The organism is Halorubrum sp. F4 (assembly GCF_027257195.1).
In the GTDB taxonomy this organism is placed as follows: domain Archaea; phylum Halobacteriota; class Halobacteria; order Halobacteriales; family Haloferacaceae; genus Halorubrum.
The window spans coordinates 575,172-596,394 of record NZ_JAPDFS010000002.1; the positions used below are offsets into that span (position 1 = coordinate 575,172).

Genomic DNA, 21,223 nt, shown 5'->3' on the forward strand with positions numbered 1-21,223 from the left:
GACGTTTATGCGGCTCGCCTCCGTGTATCGGACATGGCAAACGTCATCGTCGTCGGCGGCGGTCCCGCTGGTCTGAGCGCAGCCCTCTTCGCCGCGAAGAACGGCCTCGAGACGACCGTCTTCGACACCGACGGCACGTGGATGCACAAGGCACACCTGTTCAACTACCCCGGGATCGGGTCGGTCGACGGCAGCCTTCTCGTCGACACGATGCGCGACCAGGTCGACGACTTCGGCGTCGAGCGCCACCAGGGCGTGGAGGTCACGGACGTCGAGGAGCGCGACGACGGGTTCGTCGTCTCGACGGCGGACGACGAGTACGACGCCGACTACGTCGTGCTCGCGACCGGCGCGAGCCGCGACCTCGCGGAGGAGCTCGGCTGTGCGTTCGCCGAGGACGACACGGTCGACGTCGGCGTGAACATGGAGACCTCCGTGGAGGACGCCTACGCGACGGGCGCGATGGTCCGCGCCGAGGAGTGGCAGGCGGTCATCTCCGCCGGCGACGGCGCGGCGGCCGCGCTCAACGTCCTCTCGAAGGAGAAGGGCGAGCACTACCACGACTTCGACGTGCCCGCCGACGCCGAGCGCGTGCTCGGATCGCTCGTCGACGAGGAGTAGAATCCCGGATCCGGACGTTTTTTCGAGCGGTCGTATGCGCGTGAGCGTCGTCTCCGAGTCGCTTGACGTCTCAGTGTCGTTGATCGCGGTGACCGCCACCGCACCTCGCCCCTCCCCAACCTCGCCGCGGCCGCCTTCGTCGGCCGCGGGCTCCCTCGCACGCGACGGGAACTCCCTTCGGTCGTCCCCGTTTCACGCGCGCCGACAGCGACTGGACGGTCGACCGTCCGGAGTCCACTTTTAAGTCGTCGCCGGTCCAGTCGCCGGTATGGACATCGGCGTGACCGTCGGCGACGACCTCGATCGACTGGCGGCGTCGCCGGCGGCGTTCGACTTCGTCGAGCTCGGCGTCGGCGCGGGGAGTCTCCCGCCGGAATCGATCGATCCCGATCGGCTCGACCGGGCGCTCGCGGGCCGAGACCTGGCCGTTCACCTGCCGTACAGCCAGCTGCTCACGAGCTACGCGCGCGAGGTCAACGACGCCATCGTCGCCTACCAGCGCCGGCTGCTCGAGGGGGCAGGGGAACTCGGCGCGGAGAAGGCCGTCCTCCACGCCACGTCCGCCGACCGCGACGACGTCGAGTTCCGCGAGACCGCGGCCGAGCAGCTCCGGCGCGTCGCCGACGCCGGCCGCGAGGCGGGCGTCGAGGTCGTCGTCGAGAACGTGGGCCATCAACACCGCGGGATCCAGCTGTCGGTCCTCGGCGACATCGCCCGGCAGACTGACACCGCGGTCTGTTTCGACGTGGGACACGCGTACATGGAGGGCGGGAACGAGGCGATACGGCGGTTCCTCCGACGCTACGGCGACCGGGTCTCACACCTCCACTGTCACGACGTGCGCCGTCGCGGCGACACGCACATCCCGGTCGGAGCCGGTGAAGTGGACTACGACGCGGTGAGTGCCGGATTGGAGGGGTTCGACGGCACCGTCGCGCTGGAGGTGTTCACCGACGACGACGAACTGCTCGTCGACTCCGCGGAGCGCGTCGCCGGCCACCTCGACGCGGAGTGGTGAGACCCTCCCGTCTCAGTGGTCGTCGGCGTCGTCGGTCCCGCCGGTTTCGTCGTCCGCAGGCGGGCTCGGTTCGTCGTCCGCGGCGGAAGCGTCCTCGTCGCCGGCGGCGTCCGTCCCCGCCGTGTCGTCGTCGAGCTGTCGCTTGATCGACTCCAACTCGGACTCGACGTCGACCTCGGGTCGTTCCGCGTCCACCGTATCGGCGTCCGCGTCCTCGACCCCCCCGGACCGATCGTCGGCATCGGGATCGGTCACGTCGATGCGGACCGCGCCGTCCCGAGTTCGGTCGTCCCCCCGTCGACCGTCCTCTCGTCGCCCCCGTCCGTTCCCGTCCCGTTCGTCCCGTCGGGACCGCGCCGCGTCGGCCTCCCGACGACCCTCGTCGATCCGCGATTCGATCTCCGCGGTGAGGTCGCGCGCGTCGGCGATGATCGATCGGGAGGCGGCGTCCTCGGGGAGGTCGGTCTCCGAGAGCGCGGTCCGCAGCTCCGCGAGCGACCGGGAGAACCCGGCCGTCGCGCCGTCCCGGACGTCCGCGAGCCGGTCGCCGGTCGCCTCCGCGCCCTCCGTGACGCTCCGGCCGGGATCGGCGAGCCGGAGCGTTCCCTGGAGCAGTTCGAGCGACTTGATCGTCGTCTCCAGGAGGGCGATGAGCGTCGGGATGGTGTACCGCTCGGTGAACCGCACCAACTCCGAGAGGCGGGGCGGGCGCGGGGGACCGCGGCGGTCGCGTTCGGTCTCCCGGAGGTCGCGCCGGAGCTCGGAGAGCACGTCCTCGAGCTCGTCGAGCCGCTCCTCGAGGTCGTCGTCGCGTGGATCGCGGGAACTCATACACTCGCGTACGCGGCGGGCGGGTAAAAACCTCGGCTGCGGGGATCCGGCGGCCGTCAGTCGATTCGATCGGGCGGTCGTCGATCGATGCGGTTCGGCGGCCCGCAGCCGGTCCGTCCGGCGACCCTCAGTCGAACCGGCCGCGGCGGTACTGGACGGGCCACTCGACCTCCGCGTCGAGCTCGTGGGCGGCCTCGAGCGGCCAGTAGGGGTGCCGGAGCATCTCGCGGCCGAGCGCGACGAGGTCGGCCCGACCGTTTCGCACGAGCGCGTCGGCGTGGGTCGGCTCCGTGATCCCGCCGACGGCGGCGACGGGCACGTCCGTCCCCTCACGGATCGCCTCGGCGTACGGCACCTGGTAACCCGGTCCCGCGTTGGGGAGTTCCTGGTCCGGGTGGATCCCGCCGCCGGATACGTCGATCAGGTCCGCGCCGGCGTCGGCGAGGAGCGGAGCCAGCCGCACCGAGTCGTCCACGTCCCACGAGTCGCGATCGGGGAGCCAGTCGGTCGCGGAGATACGGACGAAGACGGGCTTGTCGTCCGGCCAGATCCCGCGAACCGCCTCGACGACCTCGCGGACCAGCCGCGTCCGGTTCTCGAAGCTCCCGCCGTAGTCGTCCTCGCGGTCGTTGGTGACCGGCGAGAGGAACTGGTGGAGGAGGTAGCCGTGTGCCGCGTGGACCTCCGCGATCTCGAAGCCGGCCGACAGGGACCGCTCCGCGGCGGCGGCGAACGCGTCGACCACGTCGTCGATATCGTCGGCGTCCATGCGGCGGGTCGCCGCCGGCTCCTCGTCCGGATACGGTTCGTCGGTCGCCGAGATCGTCTCCCACCCCTCTTCGTGGTCCTCGGGAAGTGCGTGGCCGCCCTCGCTCGGCGGGGCGTGGGAGGCCTTCCGGCCGGCGTGGGCCAGTTGGATCCCGGGGATCGAGCCCTGCGACCGGACGAACTCCGTGATCGGTTCCAGCGCCTCGGCCTGTTCGTCCGACCAGATCCCGAGACAGCCGGGCGTGATGCGGCCGCGTCGCTCGACGCCCGTCGCCTCCGCCATCACGACGCCTGCGCCGCCGACCGCGCGGGTGCCGAGGTGGACCCGATGCCACTCGCTCGGCATCCCCTCCTCGGCGGAGTACTGGCACATCGGCGACAGCATGATCCGGTTCGGGATCTCCGTGCCGCGCAGCGAGAACGGCGTGAAAAGCGAGTCCGTCATCGTCGGACCGACGCCGCCGTCGCGGTAATGCCCTCCGATAGCCCGCCCGGATCGCCGCCATCGTCGCCACCGACGACGACGCGGTCGTCCGTTCGAACCCACCTCCGCCCGCACGGTTTAGGCCGACCGAAACCTATAACCCCTCCCGCCTCCGAGCGGCCGGTAATGAGCAGCGGAGAACGCGTCGAGCGCGAGCCCGAACCCTCGAGCGACCAACTACCCGCCGTGACGGCGAGCCGTGCCTCGCCGGACCGAACCGTGTTCACCGAGGAGGGCAACACCGACGGCTGGATCGCGACCGATCTGACCGTCGAACTCGAACGCTAGCGCTCCCGCGCCGGAACGACTATTCGACTCGCGGCGGATCCCGCGGACGATGCCCTCCGCTCGTCACGACTCGCCGGTCGTCCTCCTGCGACTGGCCGTCATCCCGTTCTTCGTCGTCGCCTTTCCGGCCGTCCACTACCTGGCGCGGAACCTCTCTACCGAACGTTTCTTCCCGCACGCCGAGCCGTCGATACCACTGTACGTCGCCGGTGTCGTCTCGACGTTCGCCGTTGCGACGGCAGTGAGCCTCTCGTGTGCCGTCGTGGTCCGTCGCTTGGTCGTCGCCCCGTCGCTCCGCGACCCGTCCTCGCCGGACCACGGAACCGTCGCTCACCCGGACGACCCGTTCCTCTGGCGGGTCCTGCTTCCCGACTGGCGGACGCTCCGGGTGTACCTCGGGTTCGTCGGCGTCGTCGCCCTGTGGGCGGTCGTCCGGATCGGCGGGATCGGCCCCGAACCGCTCGTTACGCTCCTCGCTTTCGCCGTCGTTCCATTCGGCGTCCCGCTCCTGTTTCTCGCCCCGCTGGCGATCGGCTCGCACGTCGCCGTCGTGGTCGGCTACGCGGCCTCCGCGATATGGACTGCTGCGCTGGCACGGTTGCTCGTCGAGGCCACTGACGCGATTCGCGAGGGAAGCGCGACCGCTCCGCCGGGTGAAGATCACTAGAACCGGTATCGACAGGTAACGAGGTATTCCGACCGTCGCAGTCGACGGTGACCACGGCGTCGCGAGAGCGAACCGTGCGCCGGTCACGACGGAGTCGGCGACGGTCCCCGCCGCGAAGGGAAACGTCTTAATGGACTACGCGCGCATTCTCCGGTATATGAGCAACGGCGACGACGAGCCGGCGGAGGCCGCCGAGGAGGCCGACGCCGCCGACCAGGCGGACACGGACGAGCCCGAGGCGACCACCCCGACGCTCCCCGACGAGGCGACCGAGGAGTCCCTGACCGAGTACCTCGAGGAGATCGAGACGCTCCTCGACGACGCCGGGACCGAGGCCGACCTCGACGACGTCGAGGCGCTCCTCGACGACGCCGAGGACGCCCTGGCGGATGCCGACCTCCCCGAACCCGACGAGGACGACGAGGACGCCGACGACCCGCGCGGCGACCTCGAGGACCGGATCGCGGAGCTCCGCGAGGGGCTCGAGGAGGCCCGCGGCCCCTACGCCGAGGACGTCGTCGAGGCGATCGAGACGTCGGTCTCGACGCTCGAGGACACCGAGTGGACCGCCGAGGGGCGCGAGGACGCGGCCGACGCGGTCGAAGCCTTCGTCGACGCGGCCGCGGAGGCGGTCGACGACGGCGTCGACGCGGACGCGATCGAGACGGATCCGGACGCCGCGGACGGTGAGAACGCGGACGACGACGGCACGGACGCCGACGACGAGGCAGGGACCGACGACGACGGAGTCACCGTTCTCGTCGCCGCCCTCGACGCCGTCGCGGCGGGGATCGCGGACGCGGAACTCGATCCCGACGAGGACGCGGAGATTCTCGCGGATCTCCTGGCGGCGACCGACGCGCTCGAGGAGGGCCTGGAGGACGCCGAGGAGTGGGACGACCTCGAGACCCACGAGCAGCTCCGCGCGCAGGGCTACTACGACGTGCTCGGCCACTACAAGGACTACCCGGTCGAGTGGGCCGCGCTGAAGGAACACGAGGCACGGGGCAACGTCGACATGATCCTGCTCGCGCTCGACTCGCTCCAGTCGGACTTCATGGAACGCCACTGTCTCGAGGCGTTCGAGCGGATGGGCAAGCGCGGAAAGACCGAGGCGTCGCTCGAGGAGCTACTCGGGCGGGCCGGCAAGCGCGACCAGTTCGCGATCCGCATCCTCGGGAAGATGGCGGCCACGGAGGCGGTCGAGACGCTCCTCGAGTACGTCGACGAGGACTCGAACCCGCAGCTCCAGAAGGCGACGTTCAAGGCGCTCGGCGAGATCGGCGACGACGACGCGGTCGGCCCGCTCGCGGAGAAGCTGGCGATGGAGAACGACCACGTCCGGCCGTTCGCCGCGCGCGCGCTCGGACTCATCGGCGACACCCGGGCGATCGACCCGCTCGCCGACGCGCTCGCGGAGGACGACTCCGACGACGTCCGTGCGGCCGCCGGCTGGGCACTCCGACAGATCGGCACGCGAGAGGCGCTCGAGGCGGTCGCCGAGTACGCCGACGAGCGCTCCTTCGTCGTCCAGACGGAAGCCGAGAAGGCGCAGGCGGCCCTCGACGCCGCGGCGACGCCGGCGTAGTCGCTCGTTCCGCTCGGCCGGATGTGCCGTGAGTCGCCCGCTCCGTTGCTCGCTCGCTTTCTTCGATCCGTAGCGATCGCGAAACACGGCAGTAGCACTCCCGGAACACGGCGGTGGCTCAGTGTTCGATATGGGTGAGAAACGGGGTCGCGTCCGGTGTCCGCCCGTGAAGGTGGGTCGGGCCCGATAGTCGTCTTGTGGGGTCCAGGGCGCCGATCGCCCGACTGAGCTTAGTTGCGGACGACGTTCGTCGCGCGGGGGCCTTTCGGCGACGACTCGATGTCGAACTCTAACTCCTGTCCCTCTTCGAGGTCCGGGCCGCCAACGTCTTCCATGTGGAAGAACACGTCATCGTCCTCGTCCTCAGCCGAAATGAAACCGTAGCCGCCAGTGTCGTTGAAGAAATCAACTTTTCCGTTTGCCATTGCAAACAAACGTACGAGCGATCCGGGGATAACCCTTGCGAGGGTCGTGGTACCACGAGGGGACCGTCCGACCGTTTATCCCGGATACCGCGGCCAGAGCACGCATGCGTCCGCCGATCGACCGATGCCGTCGGGTCGTCAGGACCGATCCCACCGCCCGGGGCGAGTCCGCCGTCCGGATCGCCGTCGCCGTCGCGGTCCTGCTCGCGACGGTCTCGTCTGCCCCGGGCGTCGTCGGCGCCGCGAGTCCGTCCGCCGCCGCGGTGGATCCATCTACCGTCGCCGCGACTGCACCCGCCGAGAGAGCGGCCAGGGTCGAGGCAACGAACGCCCCCGATCCACGGATCGTCGAACTCTATCCGAACCCCGTTACCGAGGGGAACCGCGGGGAGTACCTCGTCGTGCGGCTCCCGAAGCCGGGGAACTGGTCGCTCTCCGACGGGTACCACGACGCGTCGATCCCGTCGAACGCGACCGGTTCCGTCGCCCTCTCCATGGAGCCGAACCGCACGCGGGAGCTCCTCGGCGACCGCGGGATCCCCGTCCGCGCGCTCGACGGCTACTTCCCGCTCTCCGCGAGCGGTGACCGGATCGAACTGCGTCGTGACGGGAAGCCCGTCGACGTCGTCGAGTACGGCCGCGTTCGAGAGGGATATCGCTGGCGAGCGACGTGGGACGAGTGGCGACCGAACGGGTACGCGCCCCGCGTGCCCGAGCACGTCACCGGTGCGGCGGTGACGCCGTTCGTCCTGCCGGACAGCCCCGAGGTCCCCGTGGAACCGCTCACGACCGCGGACGAGCGGATCCTTCTCGCGGGATATACCGTCGAGTCCGACCGCGTCGCGGACCATCTCGTCGACGCGGCCGCCCGCGGAGCGGACGTGCGCGTCCTCGTGGAGGGGTCTCCAGTCGGCGGCTTCCCGCGGCGGGGCGCACGCGTCGCCGATCGGCTCGTGGCCGCCGGCGTCGAGGTGCACGTCCTCGACGGCGACCCGAACCGGTTCCGGTTCCACCACGCGAAGTACGCGGTCGCCGACGACCGTGCCGTCGTGCTCACCGAGAACTGGAAGGGGTCGGGGACCGGCGGCGAGTCGAGCCGCGGCTGGGGCGTGGTCGCGAACGATCCGGCGGCTGCCGAGGACCTCGCGGCGCTCTTCGAGAACGACGCGACCGGCCCCGATACCCGTTCGTGGGACGCGTTTCGCGAGGAGACGACGTTTCACGGACCGCCGACCGACGGGGATATCGACGGCGACACGGACGGCGCCGACGGCTTCGCGGACGCGACGGGCCGACCGTACCCCTCGCGGTTCGATCCGCCGGCGCCCGCGCCCGCGGACGTTGAGCTACTCACCGCCCCCGGCAACGCGGGTGACCGACTCGTCGAGCGGATCGATGCCGCAGACGACCGCGTCCTCGCGATCGTCCCGCGAACCGGCGGCCCGGACGGGCGGCTCGTCCGAGCGCTCCGCCGGGCGGCCGAGCGCGGCGTCGACGTTCACCTCCTGGTATCGAACGCGTGGTACGACCGCGAGACGAACCGAGAGCTGGTCGACGCGCTCGCGAGCGAGCCGATCGAGGTCGCCGTCGCGGAGCCGCGCGGTCGGTACGGGAAGGTCCACGCCAAGGGGCTCGTGATAGACGACACCGCGATCGTGGGGAGCCTCAACTGGAACGAGGGGGCGAGGACGGAGAACCGCGAGGTCCTCCTCGCCGTCGAGAGCGCGAGCGTCGCCGACTTCTACGCCCGGGCGTACGCCGCCGATTGGCGCGGCGGCGGGGTACACCTACCGGTCGGGATCGTCGGGGGACTGGCCGGAACGCTGGCCGTCGCCGGGGCGGTCGCGCGTCGCGAGATCGCGTTCGTCTGAGTTCGAGGGAGTCCGGAGGTGTCCGGAGCGTGCTCAGTCGTCGTCGATGACGGCGGTCGAGGAGAGCGTCTCGTCGATCTCCGCCTCGGCCATCTTCCCGACGAGCGCGTCGATGACGGCCTCGCGGCGGCCCTTCACGAACTTGATCGAGCCGACGACGAGGTGGCCGCCGCCGGAGACGCCCGCCTCGGGGAGCTCCTCGTTCAGCTCGGTCACCATCGTCGGAATGTCGAGTCGAACGCCGTCCGAGCGGAGGACGGCGAAATCCGGACCGTAGCCGATCGTAATGACCGGGTCGCCCGTCTCCTGGACCCGCGTGTCGTGGAGTTCGCCCGTCGTCTTCCCCGGCGCGGGATACGTGAAGCGATGGGCGTACTCGTCGACGTCGATCCGGTAGAGGTGCGCGCCGGAGGCGAGCCGCTCGTGTTCGACGTGCTCGTCGACCGCCTCGAGCTGGCGGTCCACGTCGCGTTCGGCGCGCTCGGAGAGGAACTCGACGAGCTCCTCGTGGCGTTCGTGGTCGTCACAGCCGACGTTCAGGGCGTCGTTGACGAGCGTTTTCCCCTCGGAGTAGCGCAGCCAGTGGGCGGCGTAATCGAGCGCCTCGCCGATGTCGAGGAGGTCGTCCTTCCCGTAGCCGGCGTCGGCGGCGAGATCGACGTAGTCGTCCATCGCCTCCGCCTTCGACCGGTCGGAGAGGCCGGCGACCGCGGGCACGTGTTCGAGCTCCTCGGAGAGCGACGGGTCGATCAGCCGCGCGAGCTCGACGCACATCATGCCGGTGGTGACCCGGTAGTCCTCGTCGTGGAGGTACGGGTTGACGTGGGCGTCGAGAAGCGGTGCGACCGCCTCCGGGTCGGGGTGGTGGTGGTCGACGACCGCGATGGGGATGTCGTAGTGCGTGAGGTTCTCGTAGGCGGGAACGTCCTCCTCGGTGGACCCGTTGTCGAGCATGAGAAGCAGCGGGAGCTTCCGGCCGTGGCGGGCGCGTCCCTCGAGCGCGAAGTTGAGGTCGCGGGTGACGTCCTCCATCTCGTAGTACGGGGCCTTGCTCGGGAGTCGCTTGAACAGGTGTCGGGCGGCGTCCGGGTCCTCGTGGACCTCTCGAACGAGTCGTTCGAGCGCCAGTTGAACCGGTATCGCCGCGCACATCCCGTCGCCGTCGGCGTGGTGGCGGACGCGGATCGGCCGTCCGGCGAGGACGGTTCGCCGGAGCAGCCGGGCCAACTCGCGGAGGTCGTCGTGGATCGACTCGAACGCCCCCCACTCGACGAGCGGGTCCACGTCGGCCGGCTCGGCCCGTTCGTCGAGCGCCGCCTCGAACGCCGTCCGGGCCTCCTCGGCGCGATCTCCGGAGAGGGCCGTCAGCGAGTCGACCTCGAGCTGGAGCCCGCCCTCCCGCGTCTCGACCGTCCCCGAGACGTGGACCATGTCGCCCACCTCGACGGCGGGGTACGCGCGGACGCCCGCCTCCTCGAAGGCGGCACACGAGACGACGCCGGAGGCGTCGGCGACGCCGAAGATCGTCGGGCCGCCCGTCTGTTTCGTCTGGACGACCTCGCCCTCGACGGTCACCTCGTCGCCGGGGACGAGCCCGCGAACGCGCGAGATCGTCGGCTCGTGCTCGACGGTCTCGGTCGTGTAGCCGCCCGGGGACGCCTCCTCGAAGGCGACGTCGCCGTTCTCTTTCACCTCGACCAGCCGGACGATCAGCCGGTCGCCGACCGCGTACTCGCCCGCGAGGTTCGACTCGTGGACGAGTCCGCTCACGGCGTCGGAGACGTCGACGAAGATCCCGTACTCGACGACGCCGTTGACGGAGGCGTGATACAACGCGTCGGTCCGTACGTCCTCGAGGGTACAATCGGGCGCGAGATCGTGGACGACGTCTCGGTCGTCGGGTTCGACGTCTCGGTCATCGGGTTCCCCCTCCGCCCTCACGGCGTCGGGTTCGGGACTCGAATCGTCCCGCATGCCGGAATCCCCGGCGGTGTGCTCGCTCATACACGTCGTTCGGGATCGGAGCGTGTTAAGCTTGTTATCTCGCGCTCGCGGGACCGAGACCGTCGAGGCTCCGAACGGATCGGGGCGTGATCCCGATGAACCGGGACGTGGCTCGCCGGTCCGGAACCCATATCAATCGACGGCGAGTGTCTCGAGACATGCGACTGTTCCGGTCGGACGACCTCCTCGGGATCGCCCGGGAGACGATGGAGTTCGTCCTCGAGGCCAGCGAGGAGACGCACCCCAACGAGTACATGGGGTTCCTCCGCGCCGACGACGCGGCCGCGCTCGACATCGACCGGGACGGACAGGTCATCACGGACGTGCTCGTCATTCCCGGAACGGAGTCGAACCCGACGAGCGCGTCGGTCCGCTCGCACATGAAGCCGAACGACATGCGCTCGGTCGGGTCGGTTCACTCGCACCCGAACGGCGTGCTCCGGCCGAGCGACGCCGACCTCGCGACGTTCGGTCAGGGCGAAGTCCACATCATCGTCGGCGCACCCTACGGCTGGGGCGACTGGAAGGCGTTCGACAACGAGGGGAACCAGCGCACCCTCGAGGTGCTCGACGTCGAGATGCCCGACGAGCACTTCTTCGATTTCACCCAGGAGGACATCGACCGCGAGCTGGGCGACGCGAACGACGACCGGGGCGGGTTCCTCTCGTGGCTACGATGACGCGGGTCGTCGCGCAGGGGACCTTCGACCTGCTCCACCCCGGGCACGTCCACTACCTCGAGGACGCCGCGACGTACGGCGACGAGCTTCACGCGATCGTCGCCCGGGGGTCGAACGTCACCCACAAGGCGAAGCCGATCCTCTCGGACCGGCAGCGACGCGACATGGTCGCCGCGCTCGAAGCCGTCGACGAGGCCCGTATCGGCCACAGAGATGACATCTTCGTCCCGATCGAGGCGATCGATCCCGACGTCATCGTGCTCGGGTTCGACCAGCATCACGACGAGGCCGCGATCGAGGCCGCGCTCGCGGATCGGGGGATCGACTGCCGGGTCGAGCGCGCCTCCGGCCGGGAGCCCCGCCACGACGACGAGCTGCTCTCGACCGGCGACATCATCGACCGGGTGCTCGAGCGGCGCGGGTGACGGCGTCGATCGGGACGACGGCATCGATCGACGCGGATGAGTCTCGGGACGGCCGGTCCGACCCGCGGAAGCGCGGGACATATATGGGCCGGCACCCAAGCCGATCCACGTGACGATACCTGACCGGTTCCCCGCGGTCCTCGCCGCGACGGCGATGGGCGTATACCTCCTCGTCGTCGTCGGGGCGACGACCTCGCTGACCGACGCCGCGGCGGCCTGTGGCGGCTGGCCCGCCTGCGGGAGCGGGTACGCGCTCCCCGCGAAGCCGGCGGCCTGGATCGCGCTCGGCCACCGCGCGCTGGCGGCCGCCGTCGGTGCGTCGGTCGTCGCCTCCGCGGTTCTAGCGTGGCGCGACGGCGCGAGCCGCCGCGTCCGCGGCGCGCTCCTCCTCGCGCTCGCGTTGTTCCCGGCACAGGCCGGGATCGGCGCGGCCGTCGCCCTCGGCGACGCGTCGCTTTCGGCGCTCGGCGGGACGGTCCCGCTCGGGCTCGTCCATCTCGTACTCGGCGTGACGATCTTCGCGAGCGTCCTCGCCGCGCTGGCGTGGTGGCTCGAGGCGGCGACCGGCGACGCCGACGACGCGCAGACCGACTTCGAGCCGGGGACCGACCACCTGCCCCCGGTCGAGGACGCCCCCGAGCCGTCGGTTCCGACGGCGACGATGCCGCGGCTGCGTGCGACCGCGGCCGCGTACTTCCGGCTGATGAAGCCGCGCTTGATGTGGCTGCTCTGTCTCGTCGCCGCCGCCGCGATGGCGCTGGCCGGCGGTCCGGGATTTACCCCGCGGGTCGTGGCGGCGACGCTCGTCGGCGGCGCGCTCTCCATCGGCGCGTCCGGCACGTTCAACCACGTGTTCGAACGCGACGTCGACAGGCGGATGCAACGGACCAACGACCGCCCGCTGGCGACCGATCTCGTCCCGGTCCCGCACGCGCTCGCGTTCGGCGGGCTGTTGACGGCCGTCTCTCTCGGATTGTTCTGGACCGTGAACCCCCTGACCGCCGTGCTCGGGCTGGTCGCTATCGTGTTCTACAGCGTCGTGTACACGCTGGTTCTGAAACCGAACACGGTCCAGAACACGGTCATCGGCGGGGCGGCGGGGGCGCTCCCGGCGCTCATCGGCTGGGCGGCGGTCACCGGCGAGGTCGGCGGCGGCGGACTGGTGCTCGCGACCGTGATCTTCCTGTGGACGCCCGCGCACTTCTACAACCTCGCGTTGGCGTACAAGGACGACTACGAGCGCGGCGGGTTCCCGATGATGCCCGTCGTTCGCGGCGAGACCGCCACCCGGCGGCACATCGTCTGGTACCTCGGGGCGACGCTGGTCGCCGCCGTCGCGCTCGCGGCCGTCGCCGACCCGCTCGGCGCGCTGTACGCGACCGTGGGCGTCGCCCTCGGCGGGGTCTTCCTGTGGACCGTCGTTCGACTCCACTACGAACGGAACGAGTCCGCGGCGTTCCGCGCGTTCCACGCCTCGAACGCCTACCTCGGACTCCTGTTGTTCGCGGTCGTGTTCGACGCGCTCGTGGTCTGAGCCGGGGAGCGGGGGAGCCGTTTTATATCGCTCGGGGACCTATCGGAGGACGTATGACACGAGTCGAGATCGAGTACTGCGTACCGTGCGGCATGCTGGACCGAGCACAGGACGTCTCGCGGGCGATCCTCGAGCAGTTCGGGGAGGGGCTAGAAGAAGTCGCGCTCGTGACCGGCGACCACGGCGTGTTCATCGTCCGCGTCGACGGTGAGGTCGTCTTCGACAAGGACGAGGACGGCTACGACGTCGACGAGATCGTTCGCGCGGTGAAACCGCACGTCGGTGCGGCCGCGTAGGCCGGTTTCCCCTCCATCCCCCCGCGCTGCGGATCGGTCGGCGACCACACCGCCCGCGGGGGAAACTAATTATTCCTCGCTGACAAACAGCGGAGTCGATGGCGAGTCACGTCGGGGACGAGTCGGACGCGAGTGGCGGGACACGCGAGGGACTGCGGACGGACGGGAGCGGCGAATCCCCCGCGACCGACGAGGCCATCCCCGACGAGCGCGGCCCGGAGGAAACGGACCGCTCCGACGGATCCGACGAGTCCGACGAGTCCGACGTGCTCGATTGGTCCGGGTGGCTGGATCGGACGTGGTACCGCTCGAAGGCCGGAGTCTCGATCGTTGCCCTGGACGTCCTGGCGACCGCGGCCCTCGTCGTCCTGGCGGTCCTCGACGTCGTCGATCTGTCCGTTGACTCCGGTCGGATCGTTCCGCCGTACGTCCCCGTGTTCAGCCTGCTCGGTGCGCTCGGATTCGTCTTCACGGCGCTCATCGACGACTTCGACAGTCCGGTCGGCAAGGTGCTCCGATACAACTTTCGCCTGCCCGCCGCGCTCCCGCTCGGGATCGGGATCTTTCTGCTCTCCGAGGTCGTCATCGGGGAGGCGGCGACCGACGACACCCTCGTCGTCGGATCGGTCTTTCTCGCGGGGCTGTACGTCAACCTCGCGTACAAGCGGCTCGGCGCGCTGGCGCGTCGGCTCCTTCCAGGCGGCGGCGGGGACGACTCGGATGCGGACGCGGAGGACCGCGACGACTCGGACGCGGAGGATCGCGACGATTCGGGGGGAGCCCGCCTCGACGGGGATGCCCCCGACGGGGCCGACCGATCCGGAGGGTGACCGCCGGATTCGGACCGGTCGTCACTCGCCGTCGACGACCGACCGCGCCGAGTTGCTCACGACGAGCAGGCTGCTCGTCCCCATCGCGAGCGCGGCCAGAAGCGGGTTGAGCGCCCCCGACACCGCGAGCGGGATCGCGATCGCGTTGTAGGCGAACGCCCACCCGAGGTTCTCCCTGATCCGTCGGTTCGTCCCGGTCGTGACGTCGAACAGCTCCGGGACCGCGGCGAGCCGGTCCTCGAGGAGGACGGCGTCGGCGGCGTCCGCGGCCAGGTCGGTGCCGCTCGCGACGGAGACGCCGAGGTCGGCGGCCGCGAGCGCCGGCGCGTCGTTGCTGCCGTCGCCGACCATCGCCACCCGCTCTTCCGCGCCGATCCGGCGAACCGTCTCGGCTTTCGCCTCCGGCGGCACCCCCGCGAACGCCTCGTCGATCGCGGGATGCTCCGCGAAGCGGCGGGCCGCGGCGGCCGAGTCGCCGGTGAGCACGACGACGCGCTTCCCGCGGTCCGCGAGGTCGGTCACGACCGACTCCCATCCCTCGCGGACGCCATCGCCGACGACGAGGACCCCTCGAACGCGCCCGTCCCAGCCGACGAAGACGGGGACGTTTCCGTCCGCCGTCGCGCGCTCGGCCGCCTCGCGGAGCCGGTCGGGAAGGGTCCACTCGCGCTCCTCGAGGAGGGATCGGTGGCCGACGACGACGCGGTCGTCGTCGATCCGTCCCTCGACGCCGCGGTCCGTGACGGTGACGTCGACCACGTCGTTCGCCGAATCGGTCGAGTCGGTCGGCTCTCCGGCGGCGGGGCGATCCCCCGCAGGACCGCTCGCGGGTTCCGTCCCGCCGTCGGCGACGGCCGTGGGGTCCGAGGGATCGTTTCCCGCCCGATCCGCGTCGACCGCGTCCGTGATCGCCCGCGCGATCGGGTGGGCGGAGGCGCGTTCGAGCGCCGCCGCCCGGTCGAGAACTCGCTCGTCGTCCGACCCTCCCTCCTCATCGTCCTCCGCGGTCGTCTCGAGCAACCGCATCTCCCCGTCGGTGAGGGTCCCGGTCTTGTCGAGCACGACCGCGTCGATCCCGGCGCCGTCCTCGAAGACGGCGTCGGAGACGATCACGATCCCCCGGCGGGCGGCGTCGCGGATCCCCGCCGCGATCGCGAGCGGCGTCGCCAGTCCGAGCGCGCACGGACACGAGACGATGAGCACGGTGAGCGCGACGAGCGCCGCGTCGGTCGGGGCGCCGCCGAGCGCCAGCGTGCCCGCGCCGGCGACGACCGCGACCGCGACCACGAGCGGGACGAACACGGTCGCCAGCCGGTCGACGAGCCGCTGTATCCCCGACCGCGAGCTCTGGATGTCCCAGAGCAGTCGAACGAGGGTGTCGAGCGTGCTCGTCGCCTCGTCGCCTACCTCGACCACGACCGGCGAGTCCGTGACGACGGTGCCGCCGCGGACCGCGTCGCCGGGGCGTTTCGTCGCCGGGAGCGACTCGCCGGTCACGAGCGCCTCGTCGACCGCGGCGGTCCCCTCCGCGACCGTGCCGTCGAACGGGACGCGCTCGCCGGGCCTGACGAGCAGCCGGTCCCCCGGCTCGACCACCTCCGTCGGGACCGACTCGCCGGATTCGAGTCGAACGTCCGTCTCCGCGGCGGTCGTCAGCTCCGAGAGCATCCCGGTCGCACGGGACTTGATCCGTGACTCGTACCCGTTGCCCGCGGTGACGACGAGTATCACGGCGATCGTCACGTCGAAGTAGAGGTCGGTCCGGCCGAGGAGCATCGCGAGCGTGCTGTACGCGTAGGAGCTGACCGCCGCAAGCGACACGAGGAGGTCCATGTTCGGCCGGCCGGCCCGCAGGCTCACGTACGCGCCGCGGAGGATCGGATAGCCCGTGTAGAACAGCACGATGGAGGTGAAAAGCCAGATCTGCGTGAACAGGTAGAGCCCGCCCACGCCGCCCAAGTCGAGGAGCGGATCGTAGCCGAAGTAGGTGGGGTATAAGAAGAGGACGTACCACAGCATCGCCATCATCCCGAAGAAGCCGCCGCCGATGAGGAAGCGAACCACGTCGACGTCGTCGCCCTCGGGTTCGGGGTCGGCCCGGTCGCTCGCGGTGTAGCCGGCGACGGAGAGCGCCTCCGGCAGGTCGGCGGCGGTCACCCGGTCGGGGTCGTACTCGACGCGGATCGTGTCGGTGGCGTAGCTCGCCTCCGCGGCCGCGACGCCCTCGCGTTCGGCGGCGGTCAACTCGAGAAAGGACTCGCAGGTCGCACAGTGCATGCCGTCGACGTGGAGGAACGCCGTCTCGCCGTCGAAGTCGTCCGGCGGCTCCGCGTCCGGCGTCCGCTCCTCGAGGTCCTCGGCGTCCGCCACGTCGTCGAGCGAGCGCGCCACGGCGAGACACCCCTGACAACAGTACTCGCCCTCGACGTCCGGGTCGGTGTGCGGGTCCGATCCCGTCGGCAGGTCACAGAGGGTACAGTTCGACATGGTGGTGGCGTCCGGTTCGTCGGCCGTGGCGGGCCGAGGGCGATTCGAACCGCGGGTGGGATGCGGTTACGCGTCCTCGATGTCGCTCGGCTCGAGCCTGTCGTCGTCTCCGCCGGGACGAAGGCTGCCGCCGGTGGCGACCCGGAGGCTCGCCCAGATGAGCACCACGTTGACGAACGTGACGGCGACGACGTACTCCGCGCGCGAGGCGATGTAGGCCGCCGCGGGGAGCACCCCGCCGAGCACCAAGAACACCGCGTGCTGGAGCGAGAATTCCATACGAACACGTGTACGGCGGTCACCATATAGTCCAAGCGGATTTTCATACCCCGGGAACGGGTGGATATTATATGGTTGGCTGTCCGTAAGCGGACCCATGAGCCGAACCGAGACGACAGGCGCGCCGGCGAACGACGCGGGCGGCGACGAGGAGTTCGACCCCGTCGGCACGCTCGCGCTCATCGCCGTGTACTTCGCGATCCTCGTGATCGCATGGGTGTACATCTACTACATCGAGTTCCTCGGCCGTGACCTGGTCGTGGTGGGGTGAAACGGAATGCACATTCACGCCTACGAGAAGATCTGGCTCGCGTTCGCCATCGTGTTGATCCTGTTGCTCCTCGGATCGGTCACCTACGGCGCGATCGGTCCCGGGGTGGCAATGGTCGCCGACAGCGAGCCCCAGATCGACGCGAACGCGCTCGACGAGGACGACCGCTTCGCCGAACCTCGCGTCGAGCAGGTCGGCGAGAACGAGTACGAGGCGTACGTCGTCGCCTTCCAGTTCGGGTTCGAACCGAGCCCGATCGTGGTCCCCGAAAACAGCACCGTCACGTTCCAGATCACCTCCCGCGACGTGATCCACGGCTTCGAGGTGGTCGGGACGAACGCGAACACCATGGTCGTGCCGGGCGAGGTCTCCGAGATAACCGTCGAGGTGGGTGAACCGCGGGAGTACGGGATCCTCTGTAACGAGTACTGCGGGGCCGGCCACCACGCCATGGAGGGGAAACTCCACGTCGTCCCGGAGGAGGAGTTCGAGTCCGGGGGTGAGAGCGAATGAGCGACGCGCTCGAGGCGGAGGAGACGTTCTACGACGCGTTCCCGGAGGAGGCGAGGGTCGTCCGTGCGGCGCTTCTCGGGTCCTTCCTCGCGCTCACGCTCGGGGCGATCTTCGGGATCATCCAGACGCTTCACCGGACCGGGCTCTTCCGCGGGATCCTCAGCTCGGCCGACTACTACACCTCCCTCACCGCCCACGGGGTGTTCCTGGCGCTCAGCTTCACCACGTTCTTCCTCGTCGGACTGTTCACCTGGGCGGTGGTCCGTAGCCTCGACCGACCGCTCGTGAACATCAGGATCACCTGGACCTGGTACGCGCTCATGGTCGTCGGGATGACGATGACCGGGATATCGATCCTCGCCGGCTTCGTCGACGCGGTCGACATGAGCGCGGACGTGCTCTTCACGTTCTACGCGCCGCTTCAGGCGCATCCGATGTTCTACGCCGGTCTCGCCGTCTTCATCGTCGGGAGCTGGCTCGCCGGCGCGGACTGGTTCCGCACGTGGCTCGCGTGGCGCGAGGACAACCCGGGAGAGCGGATCCCGCTCCAGACGTTCATGGTGTTGACCACCATGATCATGTGGTACATCGCCTCCTCGGCGGTCGCCGCGTCGGTGCTGATCTTCCTCCTTCCCTGGTCGCTCGGGCTGATCGAGTCGGTGAACCCGACGCTCACCCGGACGCTGTTCTGGTTCTTCGGCCACCCGGTGGTCTACTTCTGGTTGATGCCCGCGTACCTGCTGTGGTACACCGTGCTTCCGTCGATCGCCGGCGGGCGACTGTTCAGCGACCCCCTCGCGCGGGTCGTCTTCGTCCTCTTCCTGCTGTTGTCGACCCCGGTCGGCATCCACCACCAGTACCTCGACCCCGGCATCGCCGAGGGCTTCAAGTTCATCTCGATGACGAACACGATGTTCCTCCTGTTGCCGAGCCTGCTCACGGCGTTCACCGTCGTCGCGAGCGTCGAGTACGGCGCACGCCAGCGCGGCGGCACCGGGGTCTTCGGCTGGCTTCGATCGCTCCCCTGGCGGGACCCGGCGTTCACCGGGATGATGCTGGCGGGACTGATGTTCGCGGCCGGCGGGTTCTCGGGGATGGTCAACGCCGGGATGAACATCAACTACATGATTCACAACACGATCTGGGTCCCCGGTCACTTCCACCTCACCGTGGGGACCGCGGTCGCGCTCACGTTCATGGCCGCGACCTACTGGCTGTGGCCGCAGATCACCAACAAACCGGTCTACAGCCGATCGATCGGGCTGTTCCAGGTCGTCCTCTGGTTCATCGGGATGGCGCTCATGTCGAACGCGATGCACGCGCAGGGGCTGCTCGGCGCTCCCCGACGGACGGCCGAGCCGGAGTACTCCGGCTTCGACTACCCGGTCGCGTTCGGCGGCTTCGAGGAGTTGAACGTCCAGATCGCGATCGGCGGAACGCTGCTGTTCCTCTCGACGGTCCTGTTCATCGGGAACCTCGTGCTCACGATGGGTAATCCGCGCGTCTCCGGGCTCGCGGAGACGATCCGTCCCGCGCTCTCCGGCCCCGACGACGCCCCCGAGGTGCTCGACGACCTCCGGATCTGGGCCGGGATCGCCGTGACCCTCGTCGTGCTCGCGTACGCGCTCCCGCTCGCGGCGATCATCAACGACGGCGGGCTGCTCGGTCCCGGCGTCGGGACGTATCCCGTGTGGATCGACGCGGCGGTCGGCACGCTGGCGGAGGTCGCCGTACCGGCGGCGTGGTCGCTCGTCGACGCGCTCGCGTTCCTCGGTGCCCGCCTCCTCGATGCGGCCACCTCCGGGGTGATCGCGTGAACTTCGACGTCACCCGCGGCGGGTTGCTCGTCGGGCTCGCGGTCTTCGGGGTCATCGTCTACGAGCTCCGGACGGTTCTCGACGCCCTCGGCCTCAGCCTCCCGATCGTTCCGTACATGGCCGGCGTGTTCGTCCTCGCCGGGATCGCGGTCTGGCTCGTGGTGCTCTCCGGCGGCTGGCGGACCGAACCCGACGAGGCCGGCTGACTCGATAAGGCCCGGCGACGCGACGAGGCCCGACGACGGCCGACGAGTCCGAACGGCTCTGCCACGGCCGAGGTCGGGCGGGCGATCGACCGGAGCGGTTTTGCCGATCTCTCCCGTCGGTCCGACATGGATCGAACGCGCGTCGTCGTCCGCTGTGCGGAGTGTTCCTTCGAGGCGACACACGACCGGCTCCGGTCGGCCCGGGAGAGCCTCGCCGAGCACGAGGCCGAGACCGGTCACGCCGTCGACTGGCGGATCGAGTCGCTCGCGCCGGGCGTCGAGCGTGCGGGCGAGGACGCCGGCGTGTGCGGCCGCCCGGCGTGTGCCGACTCCGACTCGCCGCTCGTCGATCCGGACGTACCCGACCGCTGAGGTCGGCGTCGTCGATCGCGGCTGCCGTTCGACCGTTCAGCCGAACGAGAGCGCCTCCGCCTCCGCCCATCGCGGCTCGAACTCCTCGCTCACGCTGGCGGCGAACTCGGCGTCCTTGATGTCGATCATCGCGAAGGGCTCCTCGCCCGAGAGGGGATGTGGCACCTCGATACACACCTCGAGCCCGTCGAAGACGTTGAACGTCCCGTCGACGCCCGGCGTCGTCCGAACCGAGAATCCCTCGTTGTCGGCGAGTTCGGCGCTGTATCGGCGGCCGACGCTTCGCGGAAGCGCGTCGACCGTCTCCGGCGACAACAACACCCTGACCTCGACGCCGCGGTCGAGCGCCGCCTCCAGCTCCGCGGTCACTCGCTCTCCGATCGTGCCCAGGTCGAAGCCGGTCGCGGGTGCGCCGGCGACGACGACCATCCGACGCTCCGCGGTCGCGATCCGTTCCAACAGGAGATCAGTGGCGTCCTCCGCGCCGACGGCGGCCGTCCAGAACTCGCCGTCGACGGGGTCGGTGGCGTCGAGCTCGCTCGAGAGCTCCTCGACGACCGACGCGTACTGTTCGGCCCGTGCGTCGAGCTCGCGTCGTTTCTCCTCGAGCAATCGGTCCAGGGCGGCGTCGGGCTCGATGCCGACGTACTTCTTCGGACGGCTCGCCGCCTGGCTCCGGACGAGATCGTGGCCCTCGAGGCTGTTGAGCACGTCGTAGATACGACCCATCGGGACCTCGCTGGCCCGCGAGAGGTCCTTCGCCGTCGTCGGCCCGGTCCGCAGCAGGGCGCGGTACGCGCGGGCCTCGTACTCCGACAGACCGAGATCGCGGAGGGATGCCATGCCCCTACGGTGTCGCGGTGTCGATATAAACGCGTCGAAGGTTTACGCTCGTTTCAGCGGAGGGACGGTCCGACGAGACGCCGACGGCGATCGAGGCATGGATCG

The 21,223-nt window shown here is 70.0% G+C and carries 23 protein-coding genes; 16 read left to right on the top strand and 7 right to left on the bottom strand.

Going from position 1 to position 21,223, the window contains the following annotated elements; translation table 11 throughout:
• Positions 1-33: 33 nt before the first annotated feature.
• Positions 34-621: an NAD(P)/FAD-dependent oxidoreductase gene (locus tag OKW78_RS07700; RefSeq protein ID WP_281194602.1), complete on the top strand. Its 588-nt coding sequence runs from the start codon at positions 34-36 to the stop codon at positions 619-621.
• 268 nt (positions 622-889) lie between these two features.
• Positions 890-1,639 carry a sugar phosphate isomerase/epimerase gene (locus OKW78_RS07705; protein ID WP_281194603.1) on the top strand — a complete coding sequence of 250 codons (750 nt, stop codon included), beginning with the start codon at positions 890-892 and terminating at the stop codon, positions 1,637-1,639.
• 12 nt (positions 1,640-1,651) lie between these two features.
• On the opposite strand, the gene OKW78_RS07710 is transcribed toward OKW78_RS07705, so the two are convergent.
• Positions 1,652-2,470 (bottom strand): hypothetical protein, encoded by an 819-nt coding sequence (locus tag OKW78_RS07710; RefSeq protein WP_281194604.1) that lies wholly within the window; start codon positions 2,468-2,470, stop codon positions 1,652-1,654.
• Between the two features lie 127 nt (positions 2,471-2,597).
• Complete coding sequence (locus tag OKW78_RS07715; RefSeq protein ID WP_281194605.1) at positions 2,598-3,683, bottom strand: NADH:flavin oxidoreductase/NADH oxidase; 1,086 nt, start codon at positions 3,681-3,683, stop codon at positions 2,598-2,600.
• Positions 3,684-3,848: 165 nt separating this feature from the next.
• Here OKW78_RS07715 and OKW78_RS07720 point away from each other — a divergent pair, with 165 nt between their 5' ends.
• From OKW78_RS07720 to OKW78_RS07730, 3 genes are all read left to right on the top strand, one after another.
• Entirely contained in the window at positions 3,849-4,010 is a 162-nt protein-coding gene (locus OKW78_RS07720) for a hypothetical protein (protein ID WP_281194606.1), read from the top strand.
• A gap of 49 nt (positions 4,011-4,059) precedes the next feature.
• Positions 4,060-4,677 carry a hypothetical protein gene (locus OKW78_RS07725; RefSeq protein WP_281194607.1) on the top strand — a complete coding sequence of 206 codons (618 nt, stop codon included), beginning with the start codon at positions 4,060-4,062 and terminating at the stop codon, positions 4,675-4,677.
• A 157-nt stretch (positions 4,678-4,834) separates the two neighbouring features.
• Positions 4,835-6,265 (top strand): HEAT repeat domain-containing protein, encoded by a 1,431-nt coding sequence (locus tag OKW78_RS07730; protein WP_281194608.1) that lies wholly within the window; start codon positions 4,835-4,837, stop codon positions 6,263-6,265.
• A gap of 230 nt (positions 6,266-6,495) precedes the next feature.
• Here the strand turns inward: OKW78_RS07730 and OKW78_RS07735 are convergent, their stop codons facing one another.
• The gene (locus OKW78_RS07735; RefSeq protein WP_149785329.1) at positions 6,496-6,690 is read right to left on the bottom strand and encodes a cold-shock protein; all 195 of its coding nucleotides are present in this window, start codon (positions 6,688-6,690) and stop codon (positions 6,496-6,498) included.
• Between the two features lie 104 nt (positions 6,691-6,794).
• On the opposite strand from OKW78_RS07735, the gene OKW78_RS07740 reads away from it, so the two are divergent.
• A complete protein-coding gene (locus OKW78_RS07740) occupies positions 6,795-8,561 on the top strand; it encodes a phosphatidylserine/phosphatidylglycerophosphate/cardiolipin synthase family protein (protein WP_281194609.1) in 1,767 nt (588 codons plus the stop codon).
• Between the two features lie 33 nt (positions 8,562-8,594).
• On the opposite strand, the gene OKW78_RS07745 is transcribed toward OKW78_RS07740, so the two are convergent.
• Positions 8,595-10,565: a DHH family phosphoesterase gene (locus tag OKW78_RS07745; protein WP_281194610.1), complete on the bottom strand. Its 1,971-nt coding sequence runs from the start codon at positions 10,563-10,565 to the stop codon at positions 8,595-8,597.
• Between the two features lie 158 nt (positions 10,566-10,723).
• On the opposite strand from OKW78_RS07745, the gene OKW78_RS07750 reads away from it, so the two are divergent.
• The 5 genes from OKW78_RS07750 to OKW78_RS07770 all read left to right on the top strand — a co-directional run bounded on the left by OKW78_RS07750 (position 10,724) and on the right by OKW78_RS07770 (position 14,330).
• Positions 10,724-11,245, top strand: a complete 522-nt coding sequence (locus tag OKW78_RS07750) for a Mov34/MPN/PAD-1 family protein (protein ID WP_281194611.1) — start codon at positions 10,724-10,726, stop codon at positions 11,243-11,245.
• The gene (locus OKW78_RS07755) at positions 11,242-11,670 is read left to right on the top strand and encodes an adenylyltransferase/cytidyltransferase family protein (protein WP_281194612.1); all 429 of its coding nucleotides are present in this window, start codon (positions 11,242-11,244) and stop codon (positions 11,668-11,670) included. The genes OKW78_RS07750 and OKW78_RS07755 overlap by 4 nt, the downstream gene beginning before the upstream one ends.
• A 109-nt stretch (positions 11,671-11,779) precedes the next feature.
• A complete protein-coding gene (locus tag OKW78_RS07760; protein ID WP_281194613.1) occupies positions 11,780-13,204 on the top strand; it encodes a heme o synthase in 1,425 nt (474 codons plus the stop codon).
• Positions 13,205-13,257: 53 nt separating this feature from the next.
• The gene (locus OKW78_RS07765; protein WP_281194614.1) at positions 13,258-13,500 is read left to right on the top strand and encodes a SelT/SelW/SelH family protein; all 243 of its coding nucleotides are present in this window, start codon (positions 13,258-13,260) and stop codon (positions 13,498-13,500) included.
• 98 nt (positions 13,501-13,598) lie between these two features.
• On the top strand, positions 13,599-14,330 hold the full coding sequence (locus OKW78_RS07770) for a hypothetical protein (protein WP_281194615.1): 732 nt from the start codon (positions 13,599-13,601) through the stop codon (positions 14,328-14,330).
• A gap of 21 nt (positions 14,331-14,351) precedes the next feature.
• Here OKW78_RS07770 and OKW78_RS07775 read toward each other — a convergent pair whose 3' ends face one another.
• Together OKW78_RS07775 and OKW78_RS07780 are read right to left on the bottom strand one after the other, a co-directional pair.
• On the bottom strand, positions 14,352-16,817 hold the full coding sequence (locus OKW78_RS07775; protein ID WP_281194616.1) for a cation-translocating P-type ATPase: 2,466 nt from the start codon (positions 16,815-16,817) through the stop codon (positions 14,352-14,354).
• Positions 16,818-16,883: 66 nt separating this feature from the next.
• On the bottom strand, positions 16,884-17,096 hold the full coding sequence (locus OKW78_RS07780) for a hypothetical protein (RefSeq protein WP_281194617.1): 213 nt from the start codon (positions 17,094-17,096) through the stop codon (positions 16,884-16,886).
• Positions 17,097-17,193: 97 nt separating this feature from the next.
• Between OKW78_RS07780 and OKW78_RS07785 the strand changes: the two genes are divergently transcribed.
• The 5 genes from OKW78_RS07785 to OKW78_RS07805 all read left to right on the top strand — a co-directional run bounded on the left by OKW78_RS07785 (position 17,194) and on the right by OKW78_RS07805 (position 20,275).
• Complete coding sequence (locus OKW78_RS07785) at positions 17,194-17,367, top strand: hypothetical protein (protein WP_281194618.1); 174 nt, start codon at positions 17,194-17,196, stop codon at positions 17,365-17,367.
• A gap of 6 nt (positions 17,368-17,373) precedes the next feature.
• Complete coding sequence (locus OKW78_RS07790; protein ID WP_281194619.1) at positions 17,374-17,880, top strand: cytochrome c oxidase subunit II; 507 nt, start codon at positions 17,374-17,376, stop codon at positions 17,878-17,880.
• Positions 17,877-19,697 carry a b(o/a)3-type cytochrome-c oxidase subunit 1 gene (locus OKW78_RS07795; protein WP_281194620.1) on the top strand — a complete coding sequence of 607 codons (1,821 nt, stop codon included), beginning with the start codon at positions 17,877-17,879 and terminating at the stop codon, positions 19,695-19,697. Before OKW78_RS07790 ends, OKW78_RS07795 begins: the two co-directional genes overlap by 4 nt.
• Entirely contained in the window at positions 19,694-19,903 is a 210-nt protein-coding gene (locus OKW78_RS07800) for a CbaC protein (RefSeq protein WP_281194622.1), read from the top strand. Before OKW78_RS07795 ends, OKW78_RS07800 begins: the two co-directional genes overlap by 4 nt.
• A gap of 126 nt (positions 19,904-20,029) precedes the next feature.
• Positions 20,030-20,275: a hypothetical protein gene (locus OKW78_RS07805; protein ID WP_281194623.1), complete on the top strand. Its 246-nt coding sequence runs from the start codon at positions 20,030-20,032 to the stop codon at positions 20,273-20,275.
• A 36-nt stretch (positions 20,276-20,311) separates the two neighbouring features.
• On the opposite strand, the gene OKW78_RS07810 is transcribed toward OKW78_RS07805, so the two are convergent.
• Complete coding sequence (locus OKW78_RS07810; RefSeq protein WP_281194624.1) at positions 20,312-21,118, bottom strand: TrmB family transcriptional regulator; 807 nt, start codon at positions 21,116-21,118, stop codon at positions 20,312-20,314.
• Positions 21,119-21,223 lie beyond the last annotated feature (105 nt).